21 protein-coding genes are annotated in these 23,707 nt (G+C 49.1%); 20 read left to right on the forward strand and 1 reads right to left on the reverse strand.

What is annotated here, in order from left to right:
• Positions 1–206 precede the first annotated feature (206 nt).
• The 11 genes from ABC831_RS06595 to ABC831_RS06645 all read left to right on the forward strand — a co-directional run bounded on the left by ABC831_RS06595 (position 207) and on the right by ABC831_RS06645 (position 10,332).
• Complete coding sequence (locus ABC831_RS06595) at positions 207–914, forward strand: zinc metallopeptidase (protein ID WP_343247438.1); 708 nt, start codon at positions 207–209, stop codon at positions 912–914.
• Positions 907–2,265 carry a 16S rRNA (cytosine(967)-C(5))-methyltransferase RsmB gene (rsmB, locus tag ABC831_RS06600; RefSeq protein ID WP_343247439.1) on the forward strand — a complete coding sequence of 453 codons (1,359 nt, stop codon included), beginning with the start codon at positions 907–909 and terminating at the stop codon, positions 2,263–2,265. Before ABC831_RS06595 ends, rsmB begins: the two co-directional genes overlap by 8 nt.
• Positions 2,255–3,325 (forward strand): dual-specificity RNA methyltransferase RlmN, encoded by a 1,071-nt coding sequence (gene rlmN / locus ABC831_RS06605; RefSeq protein WP_343247440.1) that lies wholly within the window; start codon positions 2,255–2,257, stop codon positions 3,323–3,325. The genes rsmB and rlmN overlap by 11 nt, the downstream gene beginning before the upstream one ends.
• A complete protein-coding gene (locus tag ABC831_RS06610) occupies positions 3,322–4,068 on the forward strand; it encodes a Stp1/IreP family PP2C-type Ser/Thr phosphatase (RefSeq protein WP_343247441.1) in 747 nt (248 codons plus the stop codon). The genes rlmN and ABC831_RS06610 overlap by 4 nt, the downstream gene beginning before the upstream one ends.
• A gap of 93 nt (positions 4,069–4,161) precedes the next feature.
• On the forward strand, positions 4,162–6,306 hold the full coding sequence (gene pknB, locus ABC831_RS06615) for a Stk1 family PASTA domain-containing Ser/Thr kinase (protein WP_343247442.1): 2,145 nt from the start codon (positions 4,162–4,164) through the stop codon (positions 6,304–6,306).
• A gap of 27 nt (positions 6,307–6,333) precedes the next feature.
• On the forward strand, positions 6,334–7,236 hold the full coding sequence (gene rsgA / locus ABC831_RS06620) for a ribosome small subunit-dependent GTPase A (protein WP_343247443.1): 903 nt from the start codon (positions 6,334–6,336) through the stop codon (positions 7,234–7,236).
• 2 nt (positions 7,237–7,238) lie between these two features.
• A complete protein-coding gene (rpe, locus tag ABC831_RS06625) occupies positions 7,239–7,901 on the forward strand; it encodes a ribulose-phosphate 3-epimerase (RefSeq protein ID WP_343247444.1) in 663 nt (220 codons plus the stop codon).
• A gap of 39 nt (positions 7,902–7,940) precedes the next feature.
• Entirely contained in the window at positions 7,941–9,038 is a 1,098-nt protein-coding gene (gene ychF / locus ABC831_RS06630) for a redox-regulated ATPase YchF (protein WP_343247445.1), read from the forward strand.
• A gap of 43 nt (positions 9,039–9,081) precedes the next feature.
• Entirely contained in the window at positions 9,082–9,228 is a 147-nt protein-coding gene (locus tag ABC831_RS06635; protein ID WP_343247446.1) for a hypothetical protein, read from the forward strand.
• 43 nt (positions 9,229–9,271) lie between these two features.
• Positions 9,272–10,135 (forward strand): prolipoprotein diacylglyceryl transferase, encoded by an 864-nt coding sequence (gene lgt, locus ABC831_RS06640; RefSeq protein ID WP_343247447.1) that lies wholly within the window; start codon positions 9,272–9,274, stop codon positions 10,133–10,135.
• Between the two features lie 38 nt (positions 10,136–10,173).
• Positions 10,174–10,332 (forward strand): Spo0E family sporulation regulatory protein-aspartic acid phosphatase, encoded by a 159-nt coding sequence (locus ABC831_RS06645; RefSeq protein ID WP_158354524.1) that lies wholly within the window; start codon positions 10,174–10,176, stop codon positions 10,330–10,332.
• 348 nt (positions 10,333–10,680) lie between these two features.
• Here the strand turns inward: ABC831_RS06645 and ABC831_RS06650 are convergent, their stop codons facing one another.
• Complete coding sequence (locus ABC831_RS06650) at positions 10,681–11,034, reverse strand: SdpI family protein (protein ID WP_343247448.1); 354 nt, start codon at positions 11,032–11,034, stop codon at positions 10,681–10,683.
• Between the two features lie 941 nt (positions 11,035–11,975).
• Here ABC831_RS06650 and mraZ point away from each other — a divergent pair.
• From mraZ to murA, 9 genes are all read left to right on the forward strand, one after another.
• Complete coding sequence (gene mraZ / locus ABC831_RS06655; RefSeq protein WP_158354528.1) at positions 11,976–12,407, forward strand: division/cell wall cluster transcriptional repressor MraZ; 432 nt, start codon at positions 11,976–11,978, stop codon at positions 12,405–12,407.
• A 22-nt stretch (positions 12,408–12,429) separates the two neighbouring features.
• The gene (rsmH, locus tag ABC831_RS06660) at positions 12,430–13,371 is read left to right on the forward strand and encodes a 16S rRNA (cytosine(1402)-N(4))-methyltransferase RsmH (RefSeq protein WP_343247449.1); all 942 of its coding nucleotides are present in this window, start codon (positions 12,430–12,432) and stop codon (positions 13,369–13,371) included.
• A 22-nt stretch (positions 13,372–13,393) separates the two neighbouring features.
• A complete protein-coding gene (locus ABC831_RS06665; RefSeq protein WP_343247450.1) occupies positions 13,394–13,903 on the forward strand; it encodes a hypothetical protein in 510 nt (169 codons plus the stop codon).
• Between the two features lie 15 nt (positions 13,904–13,918).
• The gene (locus ABC831_RS06670) at positions 13,919–16,252 is read left to right on the forward strand and encodes a penicillin-binding transpeptidase domain-containing protein (RefSeq protein ID WP_343247451.1); all 2,334 of its coding nucleotides are present in this window, start codon (positions 13,919–13,921) and stop codon (positions 16,250–16,252) included.
• Positions 16,253–16,408: 156 nt separating this feature from the next.
• Complete coding sequence (locus tag ABC831_RS06675; RefSeq protein ID WP_343247452.1) at positions 16,409–18,343, forward strand: penicillin-binding transpeptidase domain-containing protein; 1,935 nt, start codon at positions 16,409–16,411, stop codon at positions 18,341–18,343.
• A gap of 187 nt (positions 18,344–18,530) precedes the next feature.
• Positions 18,531–19,490 (forward strand): phospho-N-acetylmuramoyl-pentapeptide-transferase, encoded by a 960-nt coding sequence (gene mraY / locus ABC831_RS06680; RefSeq protein ID WP_343247528.1) that lies wholly within the window; start codon positions 18,531–18,533, stop codon positions 19,488–19,490.
• A 61-nt stretch (positions 19,491–19,551) separates the two neighbouring features.
• Positions 19,552–20,907, forward strand: coding sequence for a UDP-N-acetylmuramoyl-L-alanine--D-glutamate ligase (murD, locus tag ABC831_RS06685; RefSeq protein ID WP_343247453.1), 1,356 nt, complete (start codon positions 19,552–19,554; stop codon positions 20,905–20,907).
• A 203-nt stretch (positions 20,908–21,110) separates the two neighbouring features.
• Entirely contained in the window at positions 21,111–22,220 is a 1,110-nt protein-coding gene (locus ABC831_RS06690) for an FtsW/RodA/SpoVE family cell cycle protein (RefSeq protein WP_425524572.1), read from the forward strand.
• Positions 22,221–22,351: 131 nt separating this feature from the next.
• The gene (gene murA, locus ABC831_RS06695; protein WP_343247454.1) at positions 22,352–23,608 is read left to right on the forward strand and encodes a UDP-N-acetylglucosamine 1-carboxyvinyltransferase; all 1,257 of its coding nucleotides are present in this window, start codon (positions 22,352–22,354) and stop codon (positions 23,606–23,608) included.
• Positions 23,609–23,707: the final 99 nt, after the last annotated feature.

Genomic DNA, 23,707 nt, shown 5'->3' on the forward strand with positions numbered 1-23,707 from the left:
AAAAACTCGCTGACTATTTTTTATGCATCGCACGTAAGCGGCTAAAAAACAGCCGCTAAGTGCTCATAGCAATAAAAAATAGCAGCGCTCGAAAAAACTCGCTGACTAATATTCATGCATCGCACGTAAGTGCCCAAAATACGGACACAAGTGCTCACAGCTATAAGAAAAATTCATGGAAGTAAAATTTGAAGGAGGAAGTTTACATGCCTTTCTATTATTTTTGGGACCCTACTTATATACTGGTAATCATAGGCCTTGTCTTATCTTTGTGGGCGTCATCCAGAGTGAAATCCACCTATGCCAAATACTCCAGAGTGCGCAGTATGTCCGGCATGACGGGCGCGGATGCGGCCGCCAGGATATTACATGCGGCGGGAATTTATGATGTGCAGATCCAGCATGTGTCCGGTAATCTGACGGATCATTATGATCCTAGAAATAAAACGCTGAATCTGTCAGACTCCGTGTACGGCTCCCCTTCCGTGGCGGCGGTGGGAGTAGCTGCCCATGAGTGCGGGCACGCCATCCAGGATGCTAAGAGTTACGCTCCTTTGAAAATCAGAGGCGCGTTTGTCCCGGTAGCGAACATAGGCTCAGGGCTGTCTATGCCGCTGATCCTGATCGGACTGATCTTCGGGGTAAACTCTCAGTGGGCGATACTGGTGGATATCGGGATTATTCTGTTTTCGCTGGCGGTTTTGTTTCAGCTGATCACTCTGCCGGTGGAATTTAACGCGTCCCGCCGTGCGATACAGATGGTGGAGTCTACCGGAATCCTGTATGGGGACGAGGTGGACGGTACGAAGAAGGTACTCTCGGCAGCTGCTCTGACTTATGTGGCCAGCGCTGCCGCGGCGATGCTTTCCCTCTTGCGCCTAATCTTACTGTTCGGAGGAAGAAACCGTGACTAATGCGGTAAATACAAGAGAACTGGTGCTGGGAATACTTATGGAAGTCACCGGGAAGGGGACTCACAGCCATCTGGTGATTCGTGACGTCTTATCCAAGTACCAGTATCTGGGAAAACAGGAGCGGTCCTTTATCACCAGGGTTTCCATTGGAACCCTGGAACAGATGATTCTCATAGATTATATCATCGATCAATTCTCCAGTGTGAAAGTAAAGAAGATGAAGCCGGTGATCCGGAATATACTAAGGAGTGCGGTCTATCAGTTAAAATGGATGGACAGCATTCCTGATTCTGCTGTGTGCAATGAAGCTGTGAAGTTAACGAGAAAAAAAGGCTTTCAGGGGTTGTCGGGATTCGTAAACGGCGTGCTGCGGAGTATCATCCGGGGAATGGCACAGATCCGATATCCCGATGAGAAGGAAAAACCCGCGGAATCTATGAGCATCCGGTATTCCCAGCCGTTGTGGCTGACACAGATGTGGCTTGAGCGTTTCGGGCCTTTCACCACGGGACAGATCCTGCGCGCATTCCTGGAGGAAAGCCCGACCTGCATCCGCTGCAGTACCGGGAAGATCCGCGCGGAGGAACTGGCGGAGAAGCTGAATCTTCAGGGAATAGAGACGGTGCCGTCTCCTTATATAAAGGAGGCCATGGAAATCCGGGGTTATGATTATCTGGGAGCACTGCCGGAATTCAAGGAGGGGCTGTTCCAGGTGCAGGACGTAAGCTCCATGCTGGCGGTCCGTATCGCGGCCCCCGCAAAAGGGGACATCGTATATGACGTCTGTGCCGCGCCGGGCGGAAAGAGCCTGTATGCGGCGGAGTTGATGGAGAATACAGGCATGGTGACGGCCAGGGACCTGACACCCTGCAAGGTGGGATTGATCGAAGAAAATATCCTGCGCAGCGGCCTTACGAATATCCGGGCGCAAGTGTGGGATGCCTGTGTCTTGGATGAATCTGCGGTGGAGACTGCGGATCTGGTACTGGCTGACCTGCCCTGTTCCGGACTGGGGGTGCTGGGGCGAAAGCCTGATATTAAGTATCATATGGGTCCTGGACAGATGCGGGAACTTAGCAGCCTTCAAAGAGAAATTCTGGGCACGGTACATAACTATGTAAAGAAAGGCGGGGTTCTTGTTTACAGTACATGTACCATAGACAGAGAAGAAAATGAAGAGAATCTGGAGTGGTTTTTGAATAAATTTCCATTTCATCTGGAAAGTATCGATCCTTATCTGTGCGATGAGTTAAGAAGCGCTACGACGGCCCGGGGATATCTGCAGCTCCTTCCGGGTGTGCACCGTGCAGACGGATTCTTTATGGCGAGGTTACGAAAAGATGGAGAATAGAGGGAAGATGGATATCAAATCCCTGAACCTGACACAGCTTACGGAATACATGGAGGAGCTGGGCGAGAAACCGTTCCGGGCGCGGCAGGTGTATCAGTGGATTCATGAAAAGCTGGTTACGGATATCGACGAGATGAGCAACCTGTCAAAGGAACTGCGCGGTAAACTCAGGGAGAACTGTGAGTGGACTTCCCTGGAACTATTGGAAGAGCAGACGTCGCAGATCGACGGCACGAAGAAGTTCTTATTCCGGCTGCCTGACGGCAACGTGATCGAGAGTGTCTGGATGCAGTATAAGCATGGCAACTCTGTCTGCATCTCCTCCCAGGTCGGCTGCAAGATGGGCTGCCGGTTCTGCGCATCGACGATCGGCGGTCTGGTCAGGAATCTGACGCCTGCCCAGATGCTGGACCAGATCTATCGCATACAGGCGCTCACAAAAGCCAGGGTGTCCAACGTGGTCGTCATGGGGACCGGTGAACCCCTTGATAATTATGATAATCTGCTGGCATTTCTTAAGATATTGACCGACGAGCACGGGCTTCATATCAGCCAGCGGAATATTACGGTATCCACCTGCGGGATTGTTCCGAATATCTACCGCCTGGCGGAGGAAAAACTCCAGATTACGCTGGCCCTTTCCCTGCACGCATCCAGTCAGGAAAAACGGCTGGAACTGATGCCGGTGGCGAACAAATATGTCCTGGATGAGGTGTTAGAGGCGTGTGATTATTACGGGGAGCAGACAGGCAGAAGAATGACGTTTGAATACAGCTTGGTGGGCGGAGTCAATGATTCCAAAGAAGACGCTGTCCGGCTTGCCAAACTGGTCAAACCGCTCCATGGACATGTAAATCTGATCCCGGTCAACCCTATCAAGGAGCGGGATTATGTCCAGTCGGACCGGTCTGTAGTGGTGGATTTTAAAAATAAACTTGAAAAATGTGGAATAAATGTTACTATTAGAAGAGAAATGGGCAGAGATATAGACGGAGCCTGCGGGCAGCTGCGCAAACATTTCATTGACAGACAGCAAGAGAAAGGTGGGGGAGAAATGTGAAAGCATTTGCAATCACTGATGTCGGAGAGATACGCCAGACAAATCAGGACTATGTATTTGCAACAGAACATCCGGTTGGAAATCTTCCGAACCTTTTTGTAGTGGCCGATGGTATGGGAGGCCACAACGCCGGTGACTTTGCGTCAAAGTATACGGTGGAACGGCTGGTCTACGCGATCAGACATGATGAGGATACAAATCCGGTCAGGATATTGAGAAAGGCTATCGACTTTGCCAACCAGGAGCTGGTAAAGCGGGCCAGGGAAGACGAGACCAAAAACGGATGCGGGACTACGCTTGTGGTTGCCATTGTACTGAAGAATTATCTGTATGTGGCTAATATTGGAGACAGCCGTTTATATGTGGTCGGTGATGACATCCGACAGATTACCAGGGATCATTCCCTGGTGGAAGAAATGGTGCGCCTCGGGGAACTGAACAAAGAAGAGGCCAGAAATCATCCGAAACGAAACGTGATTACACGGGCGATCGGTGCGGATGACAGGGTGATTATAGATTTTTTCAGCCGGAAGCTGTCATTGGGGGATTTGGTGTTGATGTGTTCGGACGGTTTGTCTAACATGCTGGAGGATGAGCAGATCCGGCAGATTATGAGACAGCCGCTGGATATAGAGGCGAAAGCGTTGGAACTGATTCAGAAAGCGAACAGAAGTGGCGGCAGAGATAACATATCTGTGGTCATTATAGAACCAGAAATAGGGGAAGCGGAAGGCGGAAGGTAAGTTCATCCATCCCTGATCCTGTATGCAAAAGAAGATCATTGAATCTTTTTTTGTAGAATTTATCGCGAAGTTAATGCGCAACTGGAGGTAAACATGTTAACAACAGGTATGTTTGTCGGCGGCCGCTACGAGATCATAGAAAAGATCGGAACCGGCGGAATGGCTGACGTCTATAAAGGAAAAGACCGTAAATTAAACCGTTATGTCGCAATCAAGGTGCTGAAGAATGAGTTCAGAGGCGACACCACGTTTGTGGCCAAATTCAAGGCGGAAGCCCAGGCGGCCGCGGGTCTTGCGCATCCGAACATTGTAAATGTCTACGATGTGGGGGATGAGGACGGGGTCTATTATATCGTTATGGAACTGGTTGACGGGATTACCCTGAAGGAATACATTGAGCGTAAGGGCCGTCTGTCCTCCAAAGAGGCGATCAGTATTGCGATCCAGGTGTCCATGGGCCTGGAGGCAGCGCACAATAACCACATTATACACAGGGATATCAAGCCTCAGAATATTATTATTTCTACGGATGGAAAAGTAAAAGTTACGGATTTCGGCATTGCAAAGGCTGCGTCATCCCAGACGATCAGCTCCAGTGCTATGGGTTCCGTTCACTATACATCACCGGAGCAGGCCAGAGGCGGTTACAGTGATGAAAAAAGTGATATCTATTCCCTGGGTGTCACTATGTATGAGATGGTGACCGGCCGGGTGCCTTTTGACGGTGATACGCCGGTAGTGATCGCTGTGAAGCATCTGCAGGAGGAGATGATATCTCCCAAGTATTTTGCGCCGGAGCTGCCCTTCAGCCTGGAGCAGATTATTATCAAAATGACGCAGAAAAGCCCGGACCGGCGTTATAATAATATGTCGGAAGTGATTCAGGACTTAAAGCAGGCGCTGGTCAGTCCGGAGGGGGATTTTGTAAAAGCGAGTCCCATAGATCAGACCGCCAAAACCGTCATGTTCACCAGAGATGATGTGAAACAGATCAAGAGAGAAACCGGAAGGATTCATGTGGAACCGGAACAGCTCTATGAGGACGAGGAATATGATGACGGGGAATACGAGGATGACGAATACGAATATGAGGACGATGACTACGAGGATTCCGACGGAGACGACGAGGACGATGACAAAGAAGTGAATCCGAAGCTGGAAAAAATCATGACCATCGGAGGTATCGTGGCGGCGGTTATCATCGCGCTGATCGTGTTGTTCCTGGTGGGCAAGATGGTCGGAATCTTCTCCTTCGGTTCCAGTAAAGATAAAGACAAGGAAAACAAAGAACCGCAGACCACGGCGGCTGCCGAGACGGATCAGGTAGAGATGCCGAAGTTAGTGGGAATGCAGGAGGAAAAGGCCCAGGCAAAACTAAAAGAAATGGAGCTGGGATATAAGACGACCTACAAGGACTCCAATGATTATGAAGAAGGCGAAGTCATGGAGCAGAGTGTAAAGTCCGGCGACATGGTGAAAAAACATACGACCATTCTGCTGACCGTATGCAGCGGGGAATCCTATGTGCAGCTGATCGATGTCAGCGGCCTGTCGGAAGAGAAAGCGAAGCAGAAGCTGGAAGACGAAGGCTATAAAGTTACCATCGAGGAGAGCTACAGCGATGATGTGGAAAAAGGAAATGTCATCAGCACGGACCCCAAAGCCGGCTCTGATGTGAAACCGAACCAGTCGATCCGGATGACGGTCAGCAAGGGGAAAGAGATTAAAGAAGTGGTAATGCCGAACCTTACGAATATGACGAAGGATCAGGTAAATGACGCCATTATGAACAATAAGCTGACATGGGGGGAAATTACCGAGCAGTACAATTCCAGTGTGGAAGAGGGAAGGGTCATCAACCAGAGTCCGGGCCAGGGGACTACGGTAGTGGAGAGAACGAAGGTTAATATTACTTTGAGTAAAGGACCGGAACCGACTCCGACGCCTACCCCGGATCAGGACTGGATGAGTGTCCGGGTACAGCTAAAAGATGATGTGGGGACCTATACGGGCGGCCCTGCCAGATTAGAGGTAGAGCAAACCCTGGCAGACGGTTCCAAACGGTCCGTAGATGTATTTTCCAACCAGACTTTCGGTATTCCGTTCATCTATGTGCTGGAACCGGTTAGGGGAGCCACAGGGATCTCCACCGGCAAGGCTTATCTGTACGAGACCGATCCGGCCACAAATGAGGAAAAGAAGGTCGGTCAGTGGACGATTACGTTCCAGCCAAATTAAGAGAATCAGGCGGTGAAGCGAAGCTACATGCAGGGTAAGATAATCAAAGGAATTGCTGGATTTTATTATGTGCATCCCCAGAACGGGGATGCACGGCTTATGCCAGGGGGCAGAATCTACGCGTGCAAAGCCAAGGGCATCTTCAGAAAGGATCAGATGAAGCCGTTGGTAGGGGATAACGTTGCGTTCGATATCACCCATGAGGGCGACGCGGAGGGGAATATCACCCGGATATTGCCGCGCAAAAATGAGCTGGTTCGCCCGGCGGTCGCTAATATCGATCAGGCCATGGTCATTTTCGCTATCAGTAAGCCAAAACCTAATCTGAACCTGTTGGACCGCTTCCTGATCACGATGGAGCAGCAGGGGATCGATACGGTCCTTTGTTTCAATAAAAAAGATATTGCCACGGAAAAAGAATTGTTCCTTCTGCAGCAGACCTATGCGAAATGCGGATATCATATCGTATTTACCAGCGCGAAGGAAGGCGGGGGGCTAAGCCAGGTAAAAGAGCTGCTCTCCGGCAAGACCACTGCGGTGGCAGGGCCCTCCGGTGTCGGTAAATCGTCCCTGATCAATATCCTCCAGCCGGAAGCGGGCATGGAGACGGGAGCCATCAGCGAACGAATCGACAGGGGCAAGCATACGACAAGACATTCGGAGCTGATCTGCATTGATGAAAATACTTATATTATGGATACACCGGGATTCAGTTCCATGTATGTGAATCAGTTTGAAAAAGAGGAGCTGAAGGATTATTTTCCGGAATTCCGGGATTACGAGGATCAATGCCGGTTCCAGGGGTGTGTTCATATCCATGAACCAGGCTGTGCGGTCAAGGCTGCACTGGAGGCGGGAGAGATCAGCAGTATCCGTTATGAAAATTACACGGAGCTATTTGGAGAATTAAAGGAGAAAAGGAGATATTAATTATGTACGCGATAGCACCTTCTATATTATCCGCGGATTTTGCCGCACTGGGAGAAGATGTGAAAAAAGTGGAAAACGCCGGAGCGCAGTATCTGCATATCGATGTCATGGACGGTGACTTTGTGCCCAGCCTTTCGTTGGGAATGCCGGTGATCCGTTCCATCCGTAAAAAATCAGATATGATCTTCGACGTTCACCTGATGATGTCTCATCCGGAACCATATATCGAGGAATTCGCGGATTGCGGAGCGGATATTATTACCGTGCACGCGGAGGCATGCCGGCATCTGCACCGGACTTTGCGCCAGATCCGGGACTGTAATGTGAAAGCAGGAGTATCCCTGAATCCGGCCACACCGCTGTCCGTGCTGGAATATGTGCTGGATCAGACGGACATGGTTCTGATTATGAGCGTCAATCCCGGATTCGGCGGTCAGAGTTATATCGAGAGCTCTACCAACAAGATATGGAAGCTGCGGGAATGGATTAAGAGAGAGCAGCTGGATGTGGATATCGAGGTGGACGGAGGGGTTGGTCTTAATAACGCCAGAATGATTCTGGATGCCGGGGCTAATATTCTGGTGGCCGGGTCTGCGGTCTTTAACGGAGACTGCGCGGCTAATGTCAAGGCCTTTCTGGATATCTTAAACGACTATAATGAGTGATAATAGGGAGCCGCAGTAAATGCGGCGCTGGAGGAGAATATGAAGCTGGGAATTGTGGGACTGCCGAATGTAGGCAAAAGTACATTATTTAATTCATTGACAAAAGCAGGAGCGGAATCAGCCAATTATCCGTTCTGTACCATTGATCCGAATGTGGGAATCGTGGCAGTGCCGGATGAGCGTCTGGGAATGCTGGCCAAATTATATGATTCTGTGAAGATTACGCCGGCTGTGATTGAATTCGTGGACATCGCAGGTCTGGTAAAGGGAGCGTCCAAGGGAGAGGGACTGGGAAATCAATTCCTGGCCAATATCCGTGAAGTGGATGCGATCGTACATGTAGTGCGCTGCTTTGAAGATCCTAACGTGATTCATGTGGACGGCAGTGTGGATCCGATGCGGGATATTGAAACCATTAATCTGGAACTGATCTTTTCGGATTTGGAAATATTGGAACGCCGGATAGCGAAAACTTCAAAAGGTGCCAGGATGGACAAGGCTCTGGCAAAAGAGCTGGAGCTCCTGAATAAGTTAAAGGGGTACCTGGAAGAAGGAAAAATGGCAAAGGGATTTGAGACGGAGGACGAAGAGGAACTGGCGTTACTTGCCGGTTATCAGCTGCTTACCTATAAGCCGGTCATTTATGCAGCGAATGTCTCTGAGGATGACCTGGCAGATGACGGTGCGGCCAATCCGTTTGTGCAGCAGGTGCGGGAATACGCGGCGCAGGAGCACAGTGAGGTATTTGTGATCTGCGCGCAGATCGAGCAGGAGATCGCCGAGCTGGACGAAGAAGAAAAGAAAATGTTTTTGGAAGATTTGGGATTAAAAGAATCCGGACTGGAGAAACTGATTAAAGCAAGTTACTCCCTATTGGGCTTAATCAGTTATCTGACAGCAGGAGAGCCGGAAACCAGGGCCTGGACGATCACCAAAGGTATGAAAGCGCCGCAGGCGGCCGGAAAGATACATTCTGACTTTGAACGCGGATTCATACGTGCGGAGGTTGTAAATTATCAGGATCTGCTGGACTGCGGTTCTACGGCTGCGGCCAAAGAGAAGGGTCTGGTGCGATTGGAAGGCAAAGAATACGTGGTAAAAGACGGAGATGTGATCCTTTTCCGATTTAATGTTTAATGCCTTAGCTGGATAGAAGTTCATACGAGCCCGGGGGCGGCCAGTGACGAAAGTGAGTAATACGGCCATTCCAGGGCTTTTTTTCACCTATCCTTTTCAGACGAAAAAAGCCAAAAGTCGAAATATGGGAGAAAATGATGTTTTAATTTGTTTGATTTTTGATTTATATGGAGTTAAAATGAATCTGTAGTCAAGAATCGACGGAATAAAGAGGCAGACAGGAGATTTTAGCAATGGACACGTCAATTCTTTTCCCCAATTTGGGGTTACAGCTGGAGCATGTAGGAAAGAGCATCCGTGTATTCGGATTGGATATCGCCTATTATGGAATCGTTATCGGTATAGGTATGGTAGTAGGCATTCTGTTGGCTTGCAGGGAAGCAAAAAGGACTGGACAGAACACGAATGACTATATAGACCTGGCAATCTATGCGATTATCTTTTCCATTGTTGGAGCCAGACTGTACTTTGTGGCCTTTTCCTGGGACCAGTACAAAGAAGACTTAATGCTGATTTTTAATCTGAGGGCCGGAGGCCTTGCTATATACGGCGGTGTGATTGCAGCGGTCATCACTGTCTATGTGTTTGCAAGGAAAAGAAAATTAAACTTCTGGCAGATGGTAGATACTGGCTGTATAGGTCTGATTGCTGGGCAGATAATAGGAAGGTGGGGGAATTTTTTCAACCGGGAAGCCTTTGGAGGATATACAGACAACCTTTTGGCGATGCAATTACCGGTGACGGCGGTCCGTGCGGGAGACATAAGCGCAGATATAGCGGCTCATATACAGGTCATCCATGGAGTAGAGTATATCCAGGTGCACCCCACATTTTTGTATGAGTCCCTGTGGAATCTGTGTATTTTCCTTGTTCTGTTATGGTATCGAAAACAAAAGAAGTTTCAGGGGGAATTGTTTTTGATCTATCTTTTTGGCTACGGCCTTGGACGCGTATGGATTGAAGGATTGAGAACGGACCAGTTACTGCTTCCGTTTGCAGGGATTCCGGCATCTCAATTGTTATCAGCAATCCTGGTGATCCTTTCGGCAGTTACAATAGTGGTAAGACACAGGCGGCTGAATAAAGGAGGAATGTAGTTATAGTTCGCAAAGAGACAATAGATGAGGTGTATATTATGCAGGATACAGAAGAGTTAAAAGCAAAAATCGAGGAAGCAAGATTAAAGTTAAATGCCTCTATTCAAAGTCGGGAAAATCTACAGGAAGCTTATGAGAACAGTGTAGAGGTTGACTTATTGATTGAAGAGTACATCAAGCGTTTGCAGGGAAACTGAGATAGACATAATAATTATAATTCGATACTTAGTGTAAAATAGTTCGTTGAGCAGACCAGATCGGCAGGTGGAACCTTAAGGGAAGGAGGTTCCCCTAGCCGGGGATGCGAGGCGGGCTTTTTTTGAGGGAGAGGGATGACTGTCCGAAAAGTATGGCGCAGCCCTTCTGATGGCCGTCCGGCAGGGGGAGGTCCTCCATCGCGGGCTGGTCTGGCCGGGGAACGGAGCTTTTGGCCCTTCCATCACTTAAGGCTGTTACCCGGTGAAATCTAAATGAAATCGGCCCGGATTTGCTGCTTTTACGGAGTGTCGGCACAATCTGAGTGACAAGCTGGAATTTACCCTGTTCTATTTATCTGAAAATTTTTCTTCAATCCGCTTATCCGTATGATAAAATCCAAATAATAGAAATGCACAACCAATACATTCTCCTATTATAATAGAATATTCAATTGTAACGTGAAGAATCAACAAGATAGTACTCACAGCGAATTCCACTACAAACAAGTATTTTCCCAAAGAAATATAAATATCCGGGGCAATCTTTTGGGCATAATCCCAATGTGCCTGAGATTTTCTGGAGGTGGGGGTGTTATAACCATTATGCCTGCTCATATCTGACCCGGGATGTCTTTTTAAAATACATCCTACTAAAATCATTACAAATGGAACAATAAAATTTAATACTAATAAGACTTGCATCAATTTCTCCTTTTAATATCCCAAATAACATAAATAGTCCGCTCTGTTAAAATGTAAAAAAAGAGCCGCTGCCGCCGCTGATTTAATACTACCAACAGAATCTAAAAATTACAACTTCTTAAACCGATAAACAAAAAAATCAGTCAACAAACTAATCGATCAACAAATTAAATCAATCAAAAAACGAAATCGGTAAACAAAAGCTTCTTAATATAAATTAAAATTCTAATAATATTCAACTTATAATGTACCCAATAAAAAACGTACCCAATTAAACTGTACCCAATAAAAAATCGAAACAATCCTATAAAAATAGGTAGCTGCCATCAAAACAAAATAAAGGTTAAGGTAATATCCAGATATAAAGCCAGAAGAAACATAAGACATAACTAAGCCAGATTTAAAGCAGTGAAAGAGGGTGAGGGAATCCGGGGGCGCGGTGCGGTTTTTGGGGCTGGCTGTGGGGCGTGAGACCGGCGGGACTGCCTGTGGGGCGTCATAGGACGGCTGTGTCAGTGCTTAGCAAAAAGGAAAGCCGGCGGACAGTTTCTAACCAGTGTTCAACGCTGGTTAGAAAGGACCTCTGAGTCCAGAACACATCAAGTGTTCTGGGCGAATAGGTCCGGTACTGTCCGCCGGCTTTCCTTTTTGCTTAGCAATGACCAGCAATCAGTCCGTAGACGCCCCACAGGCAGTCCCGCCGGTCTCACGCCCCACAGCCAGCCCCAAAAACCGCACCGCGCCCCCGGATTCCCCCACCCTTTTTCACGGCCCTAAGTCAAAACCCCAAATAATATGTCGAATCCGCACATGTGAAATTTGAATTTCCTATTGAAATTTCAACCTGATTGGGATAAGATATACTCATGAGTGGTAAAAAGTGGTGAATAGTGGTTCTGGATGGTAAGAAAGTGGGGCCATCTGAGGGGAGTTGCACGCGGATGTTCATGGGAGAATATAATCATTCCATAGATCCCAAGGGCAGGCTGATCATTCCTTCCAAATTCAGAGAGATACTCGGAGATGAATTTGTGGTGACAAAGGGATTGGACGGCTGCCTCTTCGTATTTCCCAACGATGAGTGGCAGGCCTTTGAAGAAAAGCTGCGTACCTTGCCGATGGCCAATAAAAACGCCCGTAAGTTCTCCCGGTTCTTTATGGCCGGAGCTACCACCTGTGAGTTGGACAAGCAGGGAAGAATCCTGCTGCCCTCTACCTTAAGGGAATTTGCCGATCTGGAGAAGGATGTTGTTCTGGCTGGACTGCTGAACCGGATTGAGATCTGGAGTAAGGCCAGATGGAATGAAAATAATACGTATGATGACATGGATGACATTGCGGAACAAATGATGGATCTGGGCTTAAATATCTGATAGGGATTAAAGAGGGAAGATTATGGAATTTACACATACGTCCGTTTTATTAAAAGAAACCATCGACGGTTTGAATATCCGGCCGGATGGGATATATGTTGACGGTACCCTGGGGGGCGGTGGACATGCCTATGAGGTGTGCCGCCGATTGTCGAAAAGTGGCCGGTTTGTCGGAATCGATCAGGATGAGGCGGCAATTGACGCGGCCGGCAGAAGATTGGCGGAATTTGAAGAACAGGTGGACATCGTTAGGAGCAATTACTGTGAGATGCCGCTGGTCATGAAGGAGCTGGGCATCCAAAAGGTGGACGGTATCGTCCTGGATCTGGGCGTTTCTTCCTATCAGCTGGACGAACCTGAGCGGGGATTTACCTACCGGGAAGATGTGCCTCTTGATATGCGTATGGACAGGCGGCAGTCCCAGACCGCCAGGGATATTGTAAATGAATATTCCGAGATGGAGCTGTACCGGATGATCCGGGATTACGGAGAAGATAAATTTGCGAAGAATATAGCAAAACATATAGTGGCGGCCAGAGCGGCAAAGCCCATTGAGACGACCCTGGAGCTGTCGGAGATTATAAAAGCGGCGATCCCGATGAAATTCAGAGCGGTGGGCGGGCACCCGGCGAAACGGACTTTTCAGGCGATCCGGATTGAACTGAACCGGGAGCTGGAAGTGTTGAAAAACTCTCTGGACGATATGATTGAACTGTTAAACACCGGGGGAAGGATTTGTATCATTACCTTTCATTCCCTGGAAGACCGGATTGTGAAGAATATATTCCGGACCAACGAGAACCCATGTACCTGTCCCAGCGATTTTCCGGTATGTGTATGTGGCAAAAAACCGAAAGGCAGAGTGGTGACCAGAAAGCCAATTCTGCCGTCAGAGGAGGAACTGTTAATAAACAGCCGGAGCAAGAGTGCGAAGCTGAGAATATTTGAAAAAGGTGAAGTTTAAGAAAAGATTGGAAGTGTAAAGAATGGCAGCGAGAAAGAAGCAGAATACAACTTACCAAAGAAGAAATTACATAGAAGGAAATACCGTCAGAAAACTGGAGGTACTGCCGAATCGGCAGGAGACACAGGCACCAAGGAAAAAGACCGGGGTAAGTACGCTTCGAAACAGGGAAAAGGCCCTGCACATGAACCCGGGGTATGTTCTTTTCCTGTCTGTTGCCACGATACTGGTGCTGGCCACCTGCGTGAACTATCTGAAACTGCAGTCCACACTTGCCGGACAGCTCAATGAGATTTCCTCACTGGAAACACAGCTGAATACATTGAAGGCGGAAAATGATGCGGAGGAAAACCGGGTGACGGCGTCCGTGGATCTGGAGCATGTGAAAGATGTGGCTATGAATGAACTGGGTATGGTCTACGCGACTCAGGACCAGGTACGGCTGTACGATGACAAGAGCAGCGACTATGTGAAGCAGTACGAGGAACTGCCGGAAGAGGAAAACACGATTAAAAACATTTTAAAAAAATAAAAGCAGGTGAATTTTGTGGCGAATAATAAGAAGAAAGATAAAAAATTCACCCGCACAATGCAGAAGAAGCTGGTAGTGTTATTTGCCGGCATAATTGTGGTATTCATCGGACTGAATGTCCGGATTGCCCAGATAAACGCAAAGAGCGGTGATGAATATACGAAGAGTGTATTATCCCAGCAGGAATATACAAGTACTGTGCTGCCGTACCGGCGCGGGGATATCGTGGACCGGAAGGGAACCGTGCTGGCCACCAGTGAACGGGTATACAATGTGATACTGGATACGAAGCAGCTTCTGGCGACAAAAGACGACGAACATATCAACAAAGTGATTTCCAGCCTGGTATCCAGTTTCCAGTTGGATGAGGCACAGATCAGACAATATATATCCGAAAATCCCGACAATGCATACTATATCCTCAAGAAACAGCTGACCAAAGAGGACAAAGACGCGTTTGAAGATCTGTTCCGGGTAAAGAAGGAGGATAAATCCACGGCAGCAGACAAAAAGAATGCGGACGATACAAAAGATGACAGCGCGGATCAAACGCCGGATGCCAGTACCGGGAGCGCAGCGTCCGAGGACATAAAGCCGGATGATACGGATACCGGCGCTTCTGATTCTGACGAAGAGGAAGAAGAGGAGACATCTGTATCTATAAAGGGAGTATGGTTTGAAAAAGATTATGTGCGCAAATATCCCTACGGTTCCCTGGCGGCTGATGAGATCGGCTTTACCTCCAGCGGGAACGTGGGAAACGGCGGTATGGAAGGCTATTATAATTCTACGCTAAACGGTATCAACGGACGGGAATATGGATATCTGAACGACGAGCTGGAATTGGAACGTACCGTGAAGGAGGCCATCGACGGCAATACGCTGGTTTCGACACTGGATGTCAATATCCAGTCGATTGTCGAAAAATATATCAGGGAATTCAACGAAGCACACAGGGATGAAGCCAGACCGGGAGAAGGCAGCAAGCTGACCGCGGTCATGATGATGAACCCGAATACCGGAGAGGTACTGGCCATGGCCAGCACGCCGGAATGGGATCTGAACAATCCAAGGGATCTGACCCCATTTTATTCGGAAGAAGAGATCGCGGCCATGGACGATGATACCAGGATGGACGCGTTAAATAAGATCTGGAGAAACTTCTGTATCAGTGATACATACGAGCCAGGCTCCACATCCAAGCCATTTACCATCGCTTCAGGGCTGGAGACCGGAAAACTGAGCGGAAATGAAACCTTTGTATGCGACGGAAAACAGGTAGTGCCGGGAGCACCGAAAGGAATCGCCTGTGTAAACAGATATGGACACGGGCTGCTGACCATTGAAGGTGCCATCAACGTATCCTGCAATGATGCCCTGATGCAGATGGCGGCCATAATCGGGTCGGATAACTTCTGCAGATACCAGGAGATATTCGGCTTCGGGCAGAAGACACGAATCGATCTGCCGGGAGAGGCGAATACTTCCGGTATGCTGTATACGGCGGATAAGATGAAACCAGTGGATCTGGCGACCAATTCGTTTGGACAGAATTATAATGTGACTATGGTCCAGCAGATCTCTGCGTTTTGCTCGGTTATCAACGGCGGTTATTATTATCAGCCCCATATGGTTTCCAGGATTCTGGACGCCAACGGCGGTACTGTGCAGAATATCGATCCTATTTTGTTAAAACAGACGATATCAGAAAAAACATCAGACACGTTAAAACAATATTTATACACTACTGTGTCTGGAGAAAAAGGAACAGCCAAAAAAGCGGCGGTACCGGGATACAAAGTGGGCGGCAAAACGGGAACCGCAGAAAAATATCCCCGTGAGGACCGGAATTTCCTGGTGTCCTACCTGGGATACGCGCCCTATGACAAGCCGCAGGTCGTCATCTATGTGGTGATCGACGAACCGAATGTGGAAGAACAGAATCACGCCAGCTCTTTGGCCTGTGAGATGGCCAGCGGCATTCTGACGGAGGTTTTGCCATATATGAATATATTCCCGACGGAAGAAATTCCGGTGGACCCGGCCGGAGACGGCCAGCAGGATCCGGCAGCGCCCCAGGAGGATCAGACAGATCCCAACGCAGAGGATGGCCAGAATCCGCAGGATAACGGGACAGATGGTCAGAATCCGGAAGACGGCGGCCAGGATGGGCAGAATGCAGGTGAAAACGGTCAGGATGGACAGAACCCGGAAGGCAGCCAGGACGGGGGAAACCCAGAAGGCCAAAATCCGGAGGACGGCGGCCAGGATGAGGATGACGGAATCCCGTATTCACCTCCGGACACGCAGCAGTCCCAGGAGCCTGACCAGAGCCAGAATACAGATTAAAAAATAGTAGCGCTCGAAAAAGCCTGGCTGACTATTTTTCATGCATCGCACGTAAGCGGCTAAAGAACAGCCGCTAAGTGCTCATAGCGATATTAAATACATAACCTCATAAAAGTTGTAATAGATTATAGTAATAACTTTTATGAGGTTATAAGAATGTTAAGAAACAAAACCTATAACCGTAAAAAAATCCTGATCATCTTTCTCTGCTGTTTTCTGGTGCTGGGAGCGCTGGCCGGAAGGCTGATCTATCTGATGCTGTTCCAGTCGGAATATTATCAGGAACAGGCAGACGCGCTTCATGAGAGAGAGCGCAGTATAAAGGCGGCCAGGGGGAAAATTATAGATGCCAATGGCACCGTACTGGCTACAAACCGGACGGTGTGTACCATATCCGTTATCCACAGCCAGATCAAGGAACCGGAGGTGATCATCTCCAAGCTTTCGGAAATCCTGGGAATGGATCAGGAGGCCGTGCGCAAACGGGTGGAAAAAAACAGTTCCATTGAGCGGATCAAGACAAATGTAGACAAGGAAATCGGAGATAAAATCCGGAATTTAGGTTTAGCCGGCGTCAAAGTGGACGAAGATTTTAAGAGGTATTATCCATACAGTTCGCTGGCCTCAAAAGTGCTGGGATTTACCGGAAGTGATAACCAGGGAATCATTGGCCTGGAAGTAAAATATGAGGAATATTTAAAGGGAATCGATGGCACTATATTAACATTGACAGACGCCAGAGGAGTGGAGATCGCGGATGCCGGGGAAGACCGCATAGAGCCGGTTCCGGGAAACGATCTGTACATCAGTCTGGATTCCAATATACAAAAATACTGCGAGCAGGCAGCGCAGAAGGTGATGGAACAAAAATCCGCTGATGCGGTATCGGTTCTGGTCATGAATCCCCAGAACGGAGAGATCATGGCAATGGTAAATGTACCGGAGTTCGATCTGAACGATCCGTTCACCCTGAACACCAGTGTGGATACCACCGGCATGACAGAAGAACAAAAGCAGGATCTGCTGAATCAGATGTGGAGGAACCGATGTATTAATGATACATACGAACCCGGTTCCACCTTCAAAATCATCACGGCAGCCTCAGGCCTGGAAGAGGGAGTGGTACATCTGGATGACCAGTTCTCCTGTCCGGGGTTTCGTGTTGTCGAGGACCGGAGAATCCGATGCCATAAGGCAGGCGGCCATGGAGGAGAAACCTTTGTCCAGGGTATCATGAACTCCTGTAACCCCGTGTTCATCGACGTAGGCCTCCGGCTCGGCGTAGACAATTTTTATAAATACTTCAATCAGCTGGGACTCCTGTCCAAAACGGGAGTGGACCTTCCCGGAGAAGCAGCTACCATCATGCACAAAAAAGACAATGTGGGTCCCGTAGAGCTGGCGACCATATCCTTCGGCCAGTCTTTCCAGATCACACCGATCCAGCTGGCCACCACGGTCAGCAGTATCATCAACGGCGGTACCCGCGTTACCCCGCATCTGGGGGTGGAAGTAAAAAACACAGACGGGGACCCGGTCAAAACCCTGACCTACCCGACCAAAGAGCACATCATTTCCGAGGAAACCTCCGAGACCATGCAATATCTTCTGGAACAGGTCGTAAAAGAAGGCTCCGGGAATAAAGCCTATATCCCCGGCTATAAGATCGGCGGAAAGACGGCCACGTCCCAGACCCTGCCCCGGAGTGCTCACAAATACATCTCCTCTTTCCTGGGGTTCGCACCCGCAGATGATCCGCAGGTCCTGTGCCTGCTTATCATCAACAATCCCCAGGGCATCTATTATGGAGGGACCATTGCGGCGCCCATCGTAAAAGATATCTTCAGCAACATCCTGCCCTATATGGGGATCGAGCAGCGCTTCACCGAAGAGGAAACCCAGGAAAATAACATCGGCGAGATCACCATGCCGGACCTGATGGGAAAAACCAAAGAAGAAATGCAGGAAATCCTCAAGGAGTTCGAGCTCAGCGTCTCCTGCATCGGAGAAGACGGAACCGTAACGGACCAATTCCCTCTGGCCGGTGAGACCATCAGCAAGACCAGCAATGTGATCGTTTATCTGGAGTAGGCGGATTCGGACCAAAGTGTCCTCTGAAAGAAGCTTGTGTAAACAGAAGCTTGCGAAAACAGAAGAAAAGTACTATACTTGTGAAATTATGGGGAGATACGCAGGATGAAGATCAGTGGGGGAGAGGCTTGCGGTACATAGCATCCGGTCTGCGGATGCACAGCAAAAGAAGTTAAGAGGTGTGAAGATGACGAATCATGTAGTTATGCCGGTTGTGATCGCTTTTTTGATCAGTGTGGCGCTGGGGCCGATTATTATTCCGTTTTTGAGGCGCCTGAAAGTTGGGCAGACAGTAAGGGACGAGGGACCGAAATCACATTTGAAGAAAACCGGTACGCCAACGATGGGCGGTTTGATTATATTGTCCAGCGTGGTTATAACGTCATTGATCTATATTAAGGACTATCCGATGATCATACCGATTTTGTTTGTGACGGTTGGATTTGGGATTATCGGGTTTCTGGATGATTACATTAAGGTGGTGCTCAGAAGGTCAGAAGGGCTGACTCCGATTCAGAAGTTTTTGGGCGAGGTGCTGGTGACCGGGGTATTCGTTTTTTATCTGATTCGGTTTACGGATGTTCAGCTGACCCTGCTGATTCCGTTCTCGGATGGGAAATACTGGAATCTGGGGTGGCTTACGATACCGTTTATGTTCTTTGTGATTATCGGGACTGTGAACGGTGTGAATTTTACGGATGGCCTGGATGGGCTGGCTTCCAGTGTGACGGTTCTGGTAGCTACGTTTTTTACTGTGGTGGCCGTAGGAACCCGCAGCGGGATTGAACCGATTACCTGCGCGGTTGCCGGCAGCCTTTTGGGATTTCTGCTCTTTAATGTGTATCCGGCCAGTGTGTTTATGGGGGATACGGGCTCTCTGGCCCTGGGCGGTTTTGTGGCCGCCACAGCGTATGTGCTGCAGATGCCGTTGTTCATCGCGATTGTGGGATTTATTTATCTGGCTGAGGTTTGCTCGGTGATTATACAGGTGGCTTATTTTAAGGTGACCGGCGGGAAGCGGATTTTCCGTATGGCGCCGATCCATCATCACTTTGAGCTGGGCGGCTGGTCGGAGACGAAAGTGGTGGCGGTGTTTTCCGTGATAACGGCGCTCCTGTGCCTGGTAGGATTGATCGCGGTTTCCTGATAGGGAAAATGGAATCGGCTATAAATGGATCAGTGAAGATTAGAATCGGAGGATAAGGACAATGGATTTACAAGATCAGAAGGTACTGGTGATCGGATGCGGTATCAGCGGAATGGGAGCAGCCAGGCTTCTCGGCCGCGCTAAGGCAAATGTGATCCTTTATGACGAAAATGATAAGAGGGACGCACAGGAGATTCTGGACGGACTGCCGGAGGGGACGAAGGTGGAGGTGATTCTGGGAGAGTGGTCCAGAATACGGATCGGGGAGCTTAAGCTGGCGGTCATAAGCCCCGGGGTGCCGATGGATATTCCGATGGTGGAGCAGCTTAAGGAAAAGGGCGTTCCGGTTTGGGGAGAGGTGGAACTGGCCTGGCAGATGGGACACGGCAAGGTGATGGCGGTCACCGGAACCAACGGGAAGACGACCACGACCGCTTTGCTGGGTGAAATAGTTAAAAATTATACGGCGGATGCTTTTGTCGTGGGAAATATCGGTACGGCTTATACGGAGGTGGCTTCTGAGACAACCAAGGATTCTGTGATCGTGGCTGAGATGAGCAGTTTTCAGCTGGAGGGAATCGTGGAGTTTCACCCGGTGGTCAGCGCGGTGCTGAATATTTCACCGGATCATCTGAACCGGCATCACACCATGGAGAATTACATAAATGCGAAGAAACGGATCGCGGTAAACCAGACGGAAGAGGATACCTGTGTGCTGAATTATGAGGATGAGGTAACCAGAAAGTTCGGAGAGGAGGTCCGCTCCAGGGTCTTATACTTCAGCAGCAAGAGGAAGTTGGAACCGGGGGTTTATCTCAGTGATGATGTGGTTTATTATAACGATGGAGTAGAAAATGTTTCTATTTGCAACGTTTTGGAATGTAATCTGCTGGGCCTGCATAATTATGAAAATATCATGGCGGCCGTGGCGTGCGCCGTGGCTTTTGGTATTCCGACGGATGTGATCCGTAATACGGTGACAGCTTTCCGGGCGGTGGAACACAGAATCGAGTTTGTGACGGAGAAGAACGGGGTGGTATATTATAACGACTCGAAAGGTACGAATCCGGATGCGGCGATCAAAGGAATTCAGGCCATGACCCGGCCGACCTGTCTGATCGGCGGCGGGTATGATAAGGATTCCTCCTATGAGGAGTGGATCCGGGCTTTTGACGGAAAGGTAAAGCTTCTCGTGCTGATTGGAGCCACCAGAGAGAAGATTGCGAAAGCAGCCAGGGGCTGCGGATTCGAGGCGATTACATTTGCAGATACACTGGAAGAAGCGGTAAACATCTGTGCGACTGAGGCCCGACCCGGAGATGCGGTGTTGTTATCGCCGGCCTGTGCCAGCTGGGGGATGTTCACGAATTACGAAGAACGAGGAAAGATGTTCAAAGAATATGTGAATAACCTATAGGAGTTGAGTGCATGGACCAGAATCGCAGTGACCATATGAAACCCAGGTATAGGAAGGAAGCGGCTTCCGGGTATAACCATATGCCTATGAGAACAAGACATAGGAAGGAGACACCCTCCGGGGATACTTATATGCCTTTCAAGACAAGGCAAATGAAGGAAACACCCTCCGGGTATACCTATATGCCTTTAAAGACAAGGCATATTAAGGAAAGCGCGAAACAGGCGGGATATGTGGATTTGGGCTTGCTATGTATCGTATTAATCCTGGTGGGGTTCGGGCTGGTCATGCTGTACAGCACAAGCGCGTATAATGGGCAGATCAAATTCCAGGATGCGGCGTACTATTTAAAGAAACAGCTGTTTGCCACGATTCTGGGTGTCGGCGTGATGATGGTAGTGGCAAATATTGATTACCATTTCTGGGAAAAATTTGCGGTTCTGGCTTATATTGTCTCCTTGATCCTGTCAGGCTTAGTGCTGGTAGTGGGAAGTGAAATCAACGGTTCGAAGCGATGGCTGGCTTTAGGGCCGCTGTCCTTTCAGCCTTCGGAATATGCCAAGGTGGCGGTCATATTGTTTCTGGCCTTTCTGATCGGCAGAAATGTGAAAAGAATGGGTAAGATAAAGACCATGTTTTTGATTATGCTCTCCATTCTTCCCATTGTGGGGCTGGTGGGTACCAATAACTTAAGTACCGCTATTATCATTCTGGGTATCGCGGTTATCCTGATCTTTGTAGCCAGCCCGAAATATATGCAGTTTATCGGCATGGGCGCGCTGGGCGTCGGTTTCATCGCTATCTTCCTAAGCCTGGAATCCTACCGGCTGGAGCGTCTGGCGATCTGGAGGAACCCGGAGGCTTATGAGAAGGGATATCAAACCCTTCAGGGACTATATGCCATCGGTTCCGGCGGAGTGTTCGGCAAGGGACTGGGAGAGAGTATGCAGAAGTTAGGATTCGTTCCGGAAGCGCAAAATGATATGATATTTTCTATCATTTGTGAGGAACTGGGACTGGTGGGAGCCGTACTGGTGATCCTGCTGTTCCTGCTGCTGATCTGGCGCCTGATGGTGATTGCGGGAAATGCCACCGATCTGTTCGGGGCTTTGATTGTAACCGGTATAATGGGGCATATGGCCATCCAGGTCATTTTGAATATCGCAGTGGTGACCAATACCATTCCGAATACGGGGATTACCCTGCCGTTTATCAGTTACGGCGGCACATCTGTTTTGTTTTTGCTGGCGGAAATGGGGCTTGCCTTAAGCATCTCCAGCCAGGTCAAAGAAGTATCGCCCCCGAAGGCCTAAAGGCTGATGTATGGCCGCAGCAGGGCCCTAAGGGCATTGATAAAGTAGTAACATAACTACGGAAACTGCATATGATGGAATATATGAGTAAAATAGTCTGGTTATTAAACAGACTCTGGAGGAATTGCTAGTTGGACAGAATAGAAATTCTAGGCGGTAATCCATTGTATGGAGAAATTCGAATACAGGGGTCAAAGAATTCCGCATTACCCATCATTGCAGCAACGATCCTTCACAGGGGAGTCTGCGTCCTGCATAATTGCCCGAAAATCATTGATGTGCGTTATATGATTCAGATCCTGAAAAGGATCGGCTGTGAGGCCCACTGGGAGACGGATACGCTGGTGATCGACGCTTCCGGACTGGATTCCAGTGATATTCCGGCGGAATATGCGGAAAAGATGCGCTCTTCCATCATGATGCTGGGGAGCCTTCTGGGAAGGACAAAGGAAGCGTCCATCCCTCATCCCGGCGGGTGTGTGATTGGAAAAAGGCCGATCGATCTTCATATCAGCGGCCTGTCCCGGATGGGAGTTGATTTTCGGGAATCCAGGATCCTGGAGGCAAAAGCACAAAAGATAGCCGGCTGTCCGGTGGAACTTCCGTTCCCAAGTGTGGGAGCTACGGAGAATCTGATTCTGGCTGCTGTTTTGGCTGAAGGAGAAACGCGGATTAAGGGTGCTGCGATGGAACCTGAGATATTCGAACTTTGCCGGTTTTTAAAAGCAATGGGAGCTGATATTCAAGGAGAAGGCTCACCGGAGATAGAGATCCGGGGAGTGAAAGAGCTGCATGATGTGGAGTATACGATTATTCCCGACCGCATCGTGGCAGGTACTTATCTGTGCGCGGCGGCAGCCACCAAGGGGCAGGTGTGCCTGCTGAATCCCCCTGAGGGGCAGCTGAATGCGTTATTAGAGATTTTAAGACAGATGGGAGTTGCGTGCAGACAGGAGAAGGGGACCGTCGTGGTGGATGCCACAGAGGGGACCCACGGCGTCGCACTGGTGGAGACACAGCCGTATCCCGGCTTTCCCACCGATATGCAGTCACAATTGATGGCCGCTCTTTCCGTGGCTGACGGAAAAAGCACCATTAGAGAAATGATATTTGAAGACCGTTATAAAGCGGTGGACGGTCTGGTGAAGATGGGCGCTCATATCCAGGTAAATGGAAAAGAGGCCGTAATCGAAGGGGTGACCGGGCTGACCGGTACTACTGTGCAGGCGGAAGAACTGCGCGGAGGAGCTGCGCTGGTAATCGCGGGCTTATGTGCGCAGGGAATGACATATATTGAAAACCGGGTATTTATCGACCGGGGGTATGAGGATATCTGCCGGGACCTGAAAAAACTGGGAGGTAATATCCGGGGCAGGGTCGAAAGCTGACCTATGTGTGCTGAGAAACGCACAAATGGAGGAACGGTTGAACATAAAGATGTTCACCCATACCTATATGTGCTGAGAAACGCACAAATGGAGGAAAAC

Source organism: Diplocloster hominis (assembly GCF_032380655.1).
Lineage (GTDB): Bacteria > Bacillota > Clostridia > Lachnospirales > Lachnospiraceae > Diplocloster > Diplocloster hominis.

Bases quoted from the DNA above. Each gene is read 5' to 3' on its own strand.
- ABC831_RS06595 (WP_343247438.1), top strand. From the start codon at position 207: ATGCCTTTCTATTATTTTTGGGACCCTACTTATATACTGGTAATCATA.
- rlmN (WP_343247440.1), top strand. From the start codon at position 2,255: ATGGAGAATAGAGGGAAGATGGATATCAAATCCCTGAACCTGACACAG.
- pknB (WP_343247442.1), top strand. From the start codon at position 4,162: ATGTTAACAACAGGTATGTTTGTCGGCGGCCGCTACGAGATCATAGAA.
- rsgA (WP_343247443.1), top strand. From the start codon at position 6,334: ATGCAGGGTAAGATAATCAAAGGAATTGCTGGATTTTATTATGTGCAT.
- rpe (WP_343247444.1), top strand. From the start codon at position 7,239: ATGTACGCGATAGCACCTTCTATATTATCCGCGGATTTTGCCGCACTG.
- ychF (WP_343247445.1), top strand. From the start codon at position 7,941: ATGAAGCTGGGAATTGTGGGACTGCCGAATGTAGGCAAAAGTACATTA.
- lgt (WP_343247447.1), top strand. From the start codon at position 9,272: ATGGACACGTCAATTCTTTTCCCCAATTTGGGGTTACAGCTGGAGCAT.
- ABC831_RS06645 (WP_158354524.1), top strand. From the start codon at position 10,174: ATGCAGGATACAGAAGAGTTAAAAGCAAAAATCGAGGAAGCAAGATTA.
- ABC831_RS06650 (WP_343247448.1), bottom strand. From the start codon at position 11,034: ATGCAAGTCTTATTAGTATTAAATTTTATTGTTCCATTTGTAATGATT.
- mraZ (WP_158354528.1), top strand. From the start codon at position 11,976: ATGTTCATGGGAGAATATAATCATTCCATAGATCCCAAGGGCAGGCTG.
- rsmH (WP_343247449.1), top strand. From the start codon at position 12,430: ATGGAATTTACACATACGTCCGTTTTATTAAAAGAAACCATCGACGGT.
- ABC831_RS06665 (WP_343247450.1), top strand. From the start codon at position 13,394: ATGGCAGCGAGAAAGAAGCAGAATACAACTTACCAAAGAAGAAATTAC.
- ABC831_RS06675 (WP_343247452.1), top strand. From the start codon at position 16,409: ATGTTAAGAAACAAAACCTATAACCGTAAAAAAATCCTGATCATCTTT.
- mraY (WP_343247528.1), top strand. From the start codon at position 18,531: ATGACGAATCATGTAGTTATGCCGGTTGTGATCGCTTTTTTGATCAGT.
- murD (WP_343247453.1), top strand. From the start codon at position 19,552: ATGGATTTACAAGATCAGAAGGTACTGGTGATCGGATGCGGTATCAGC.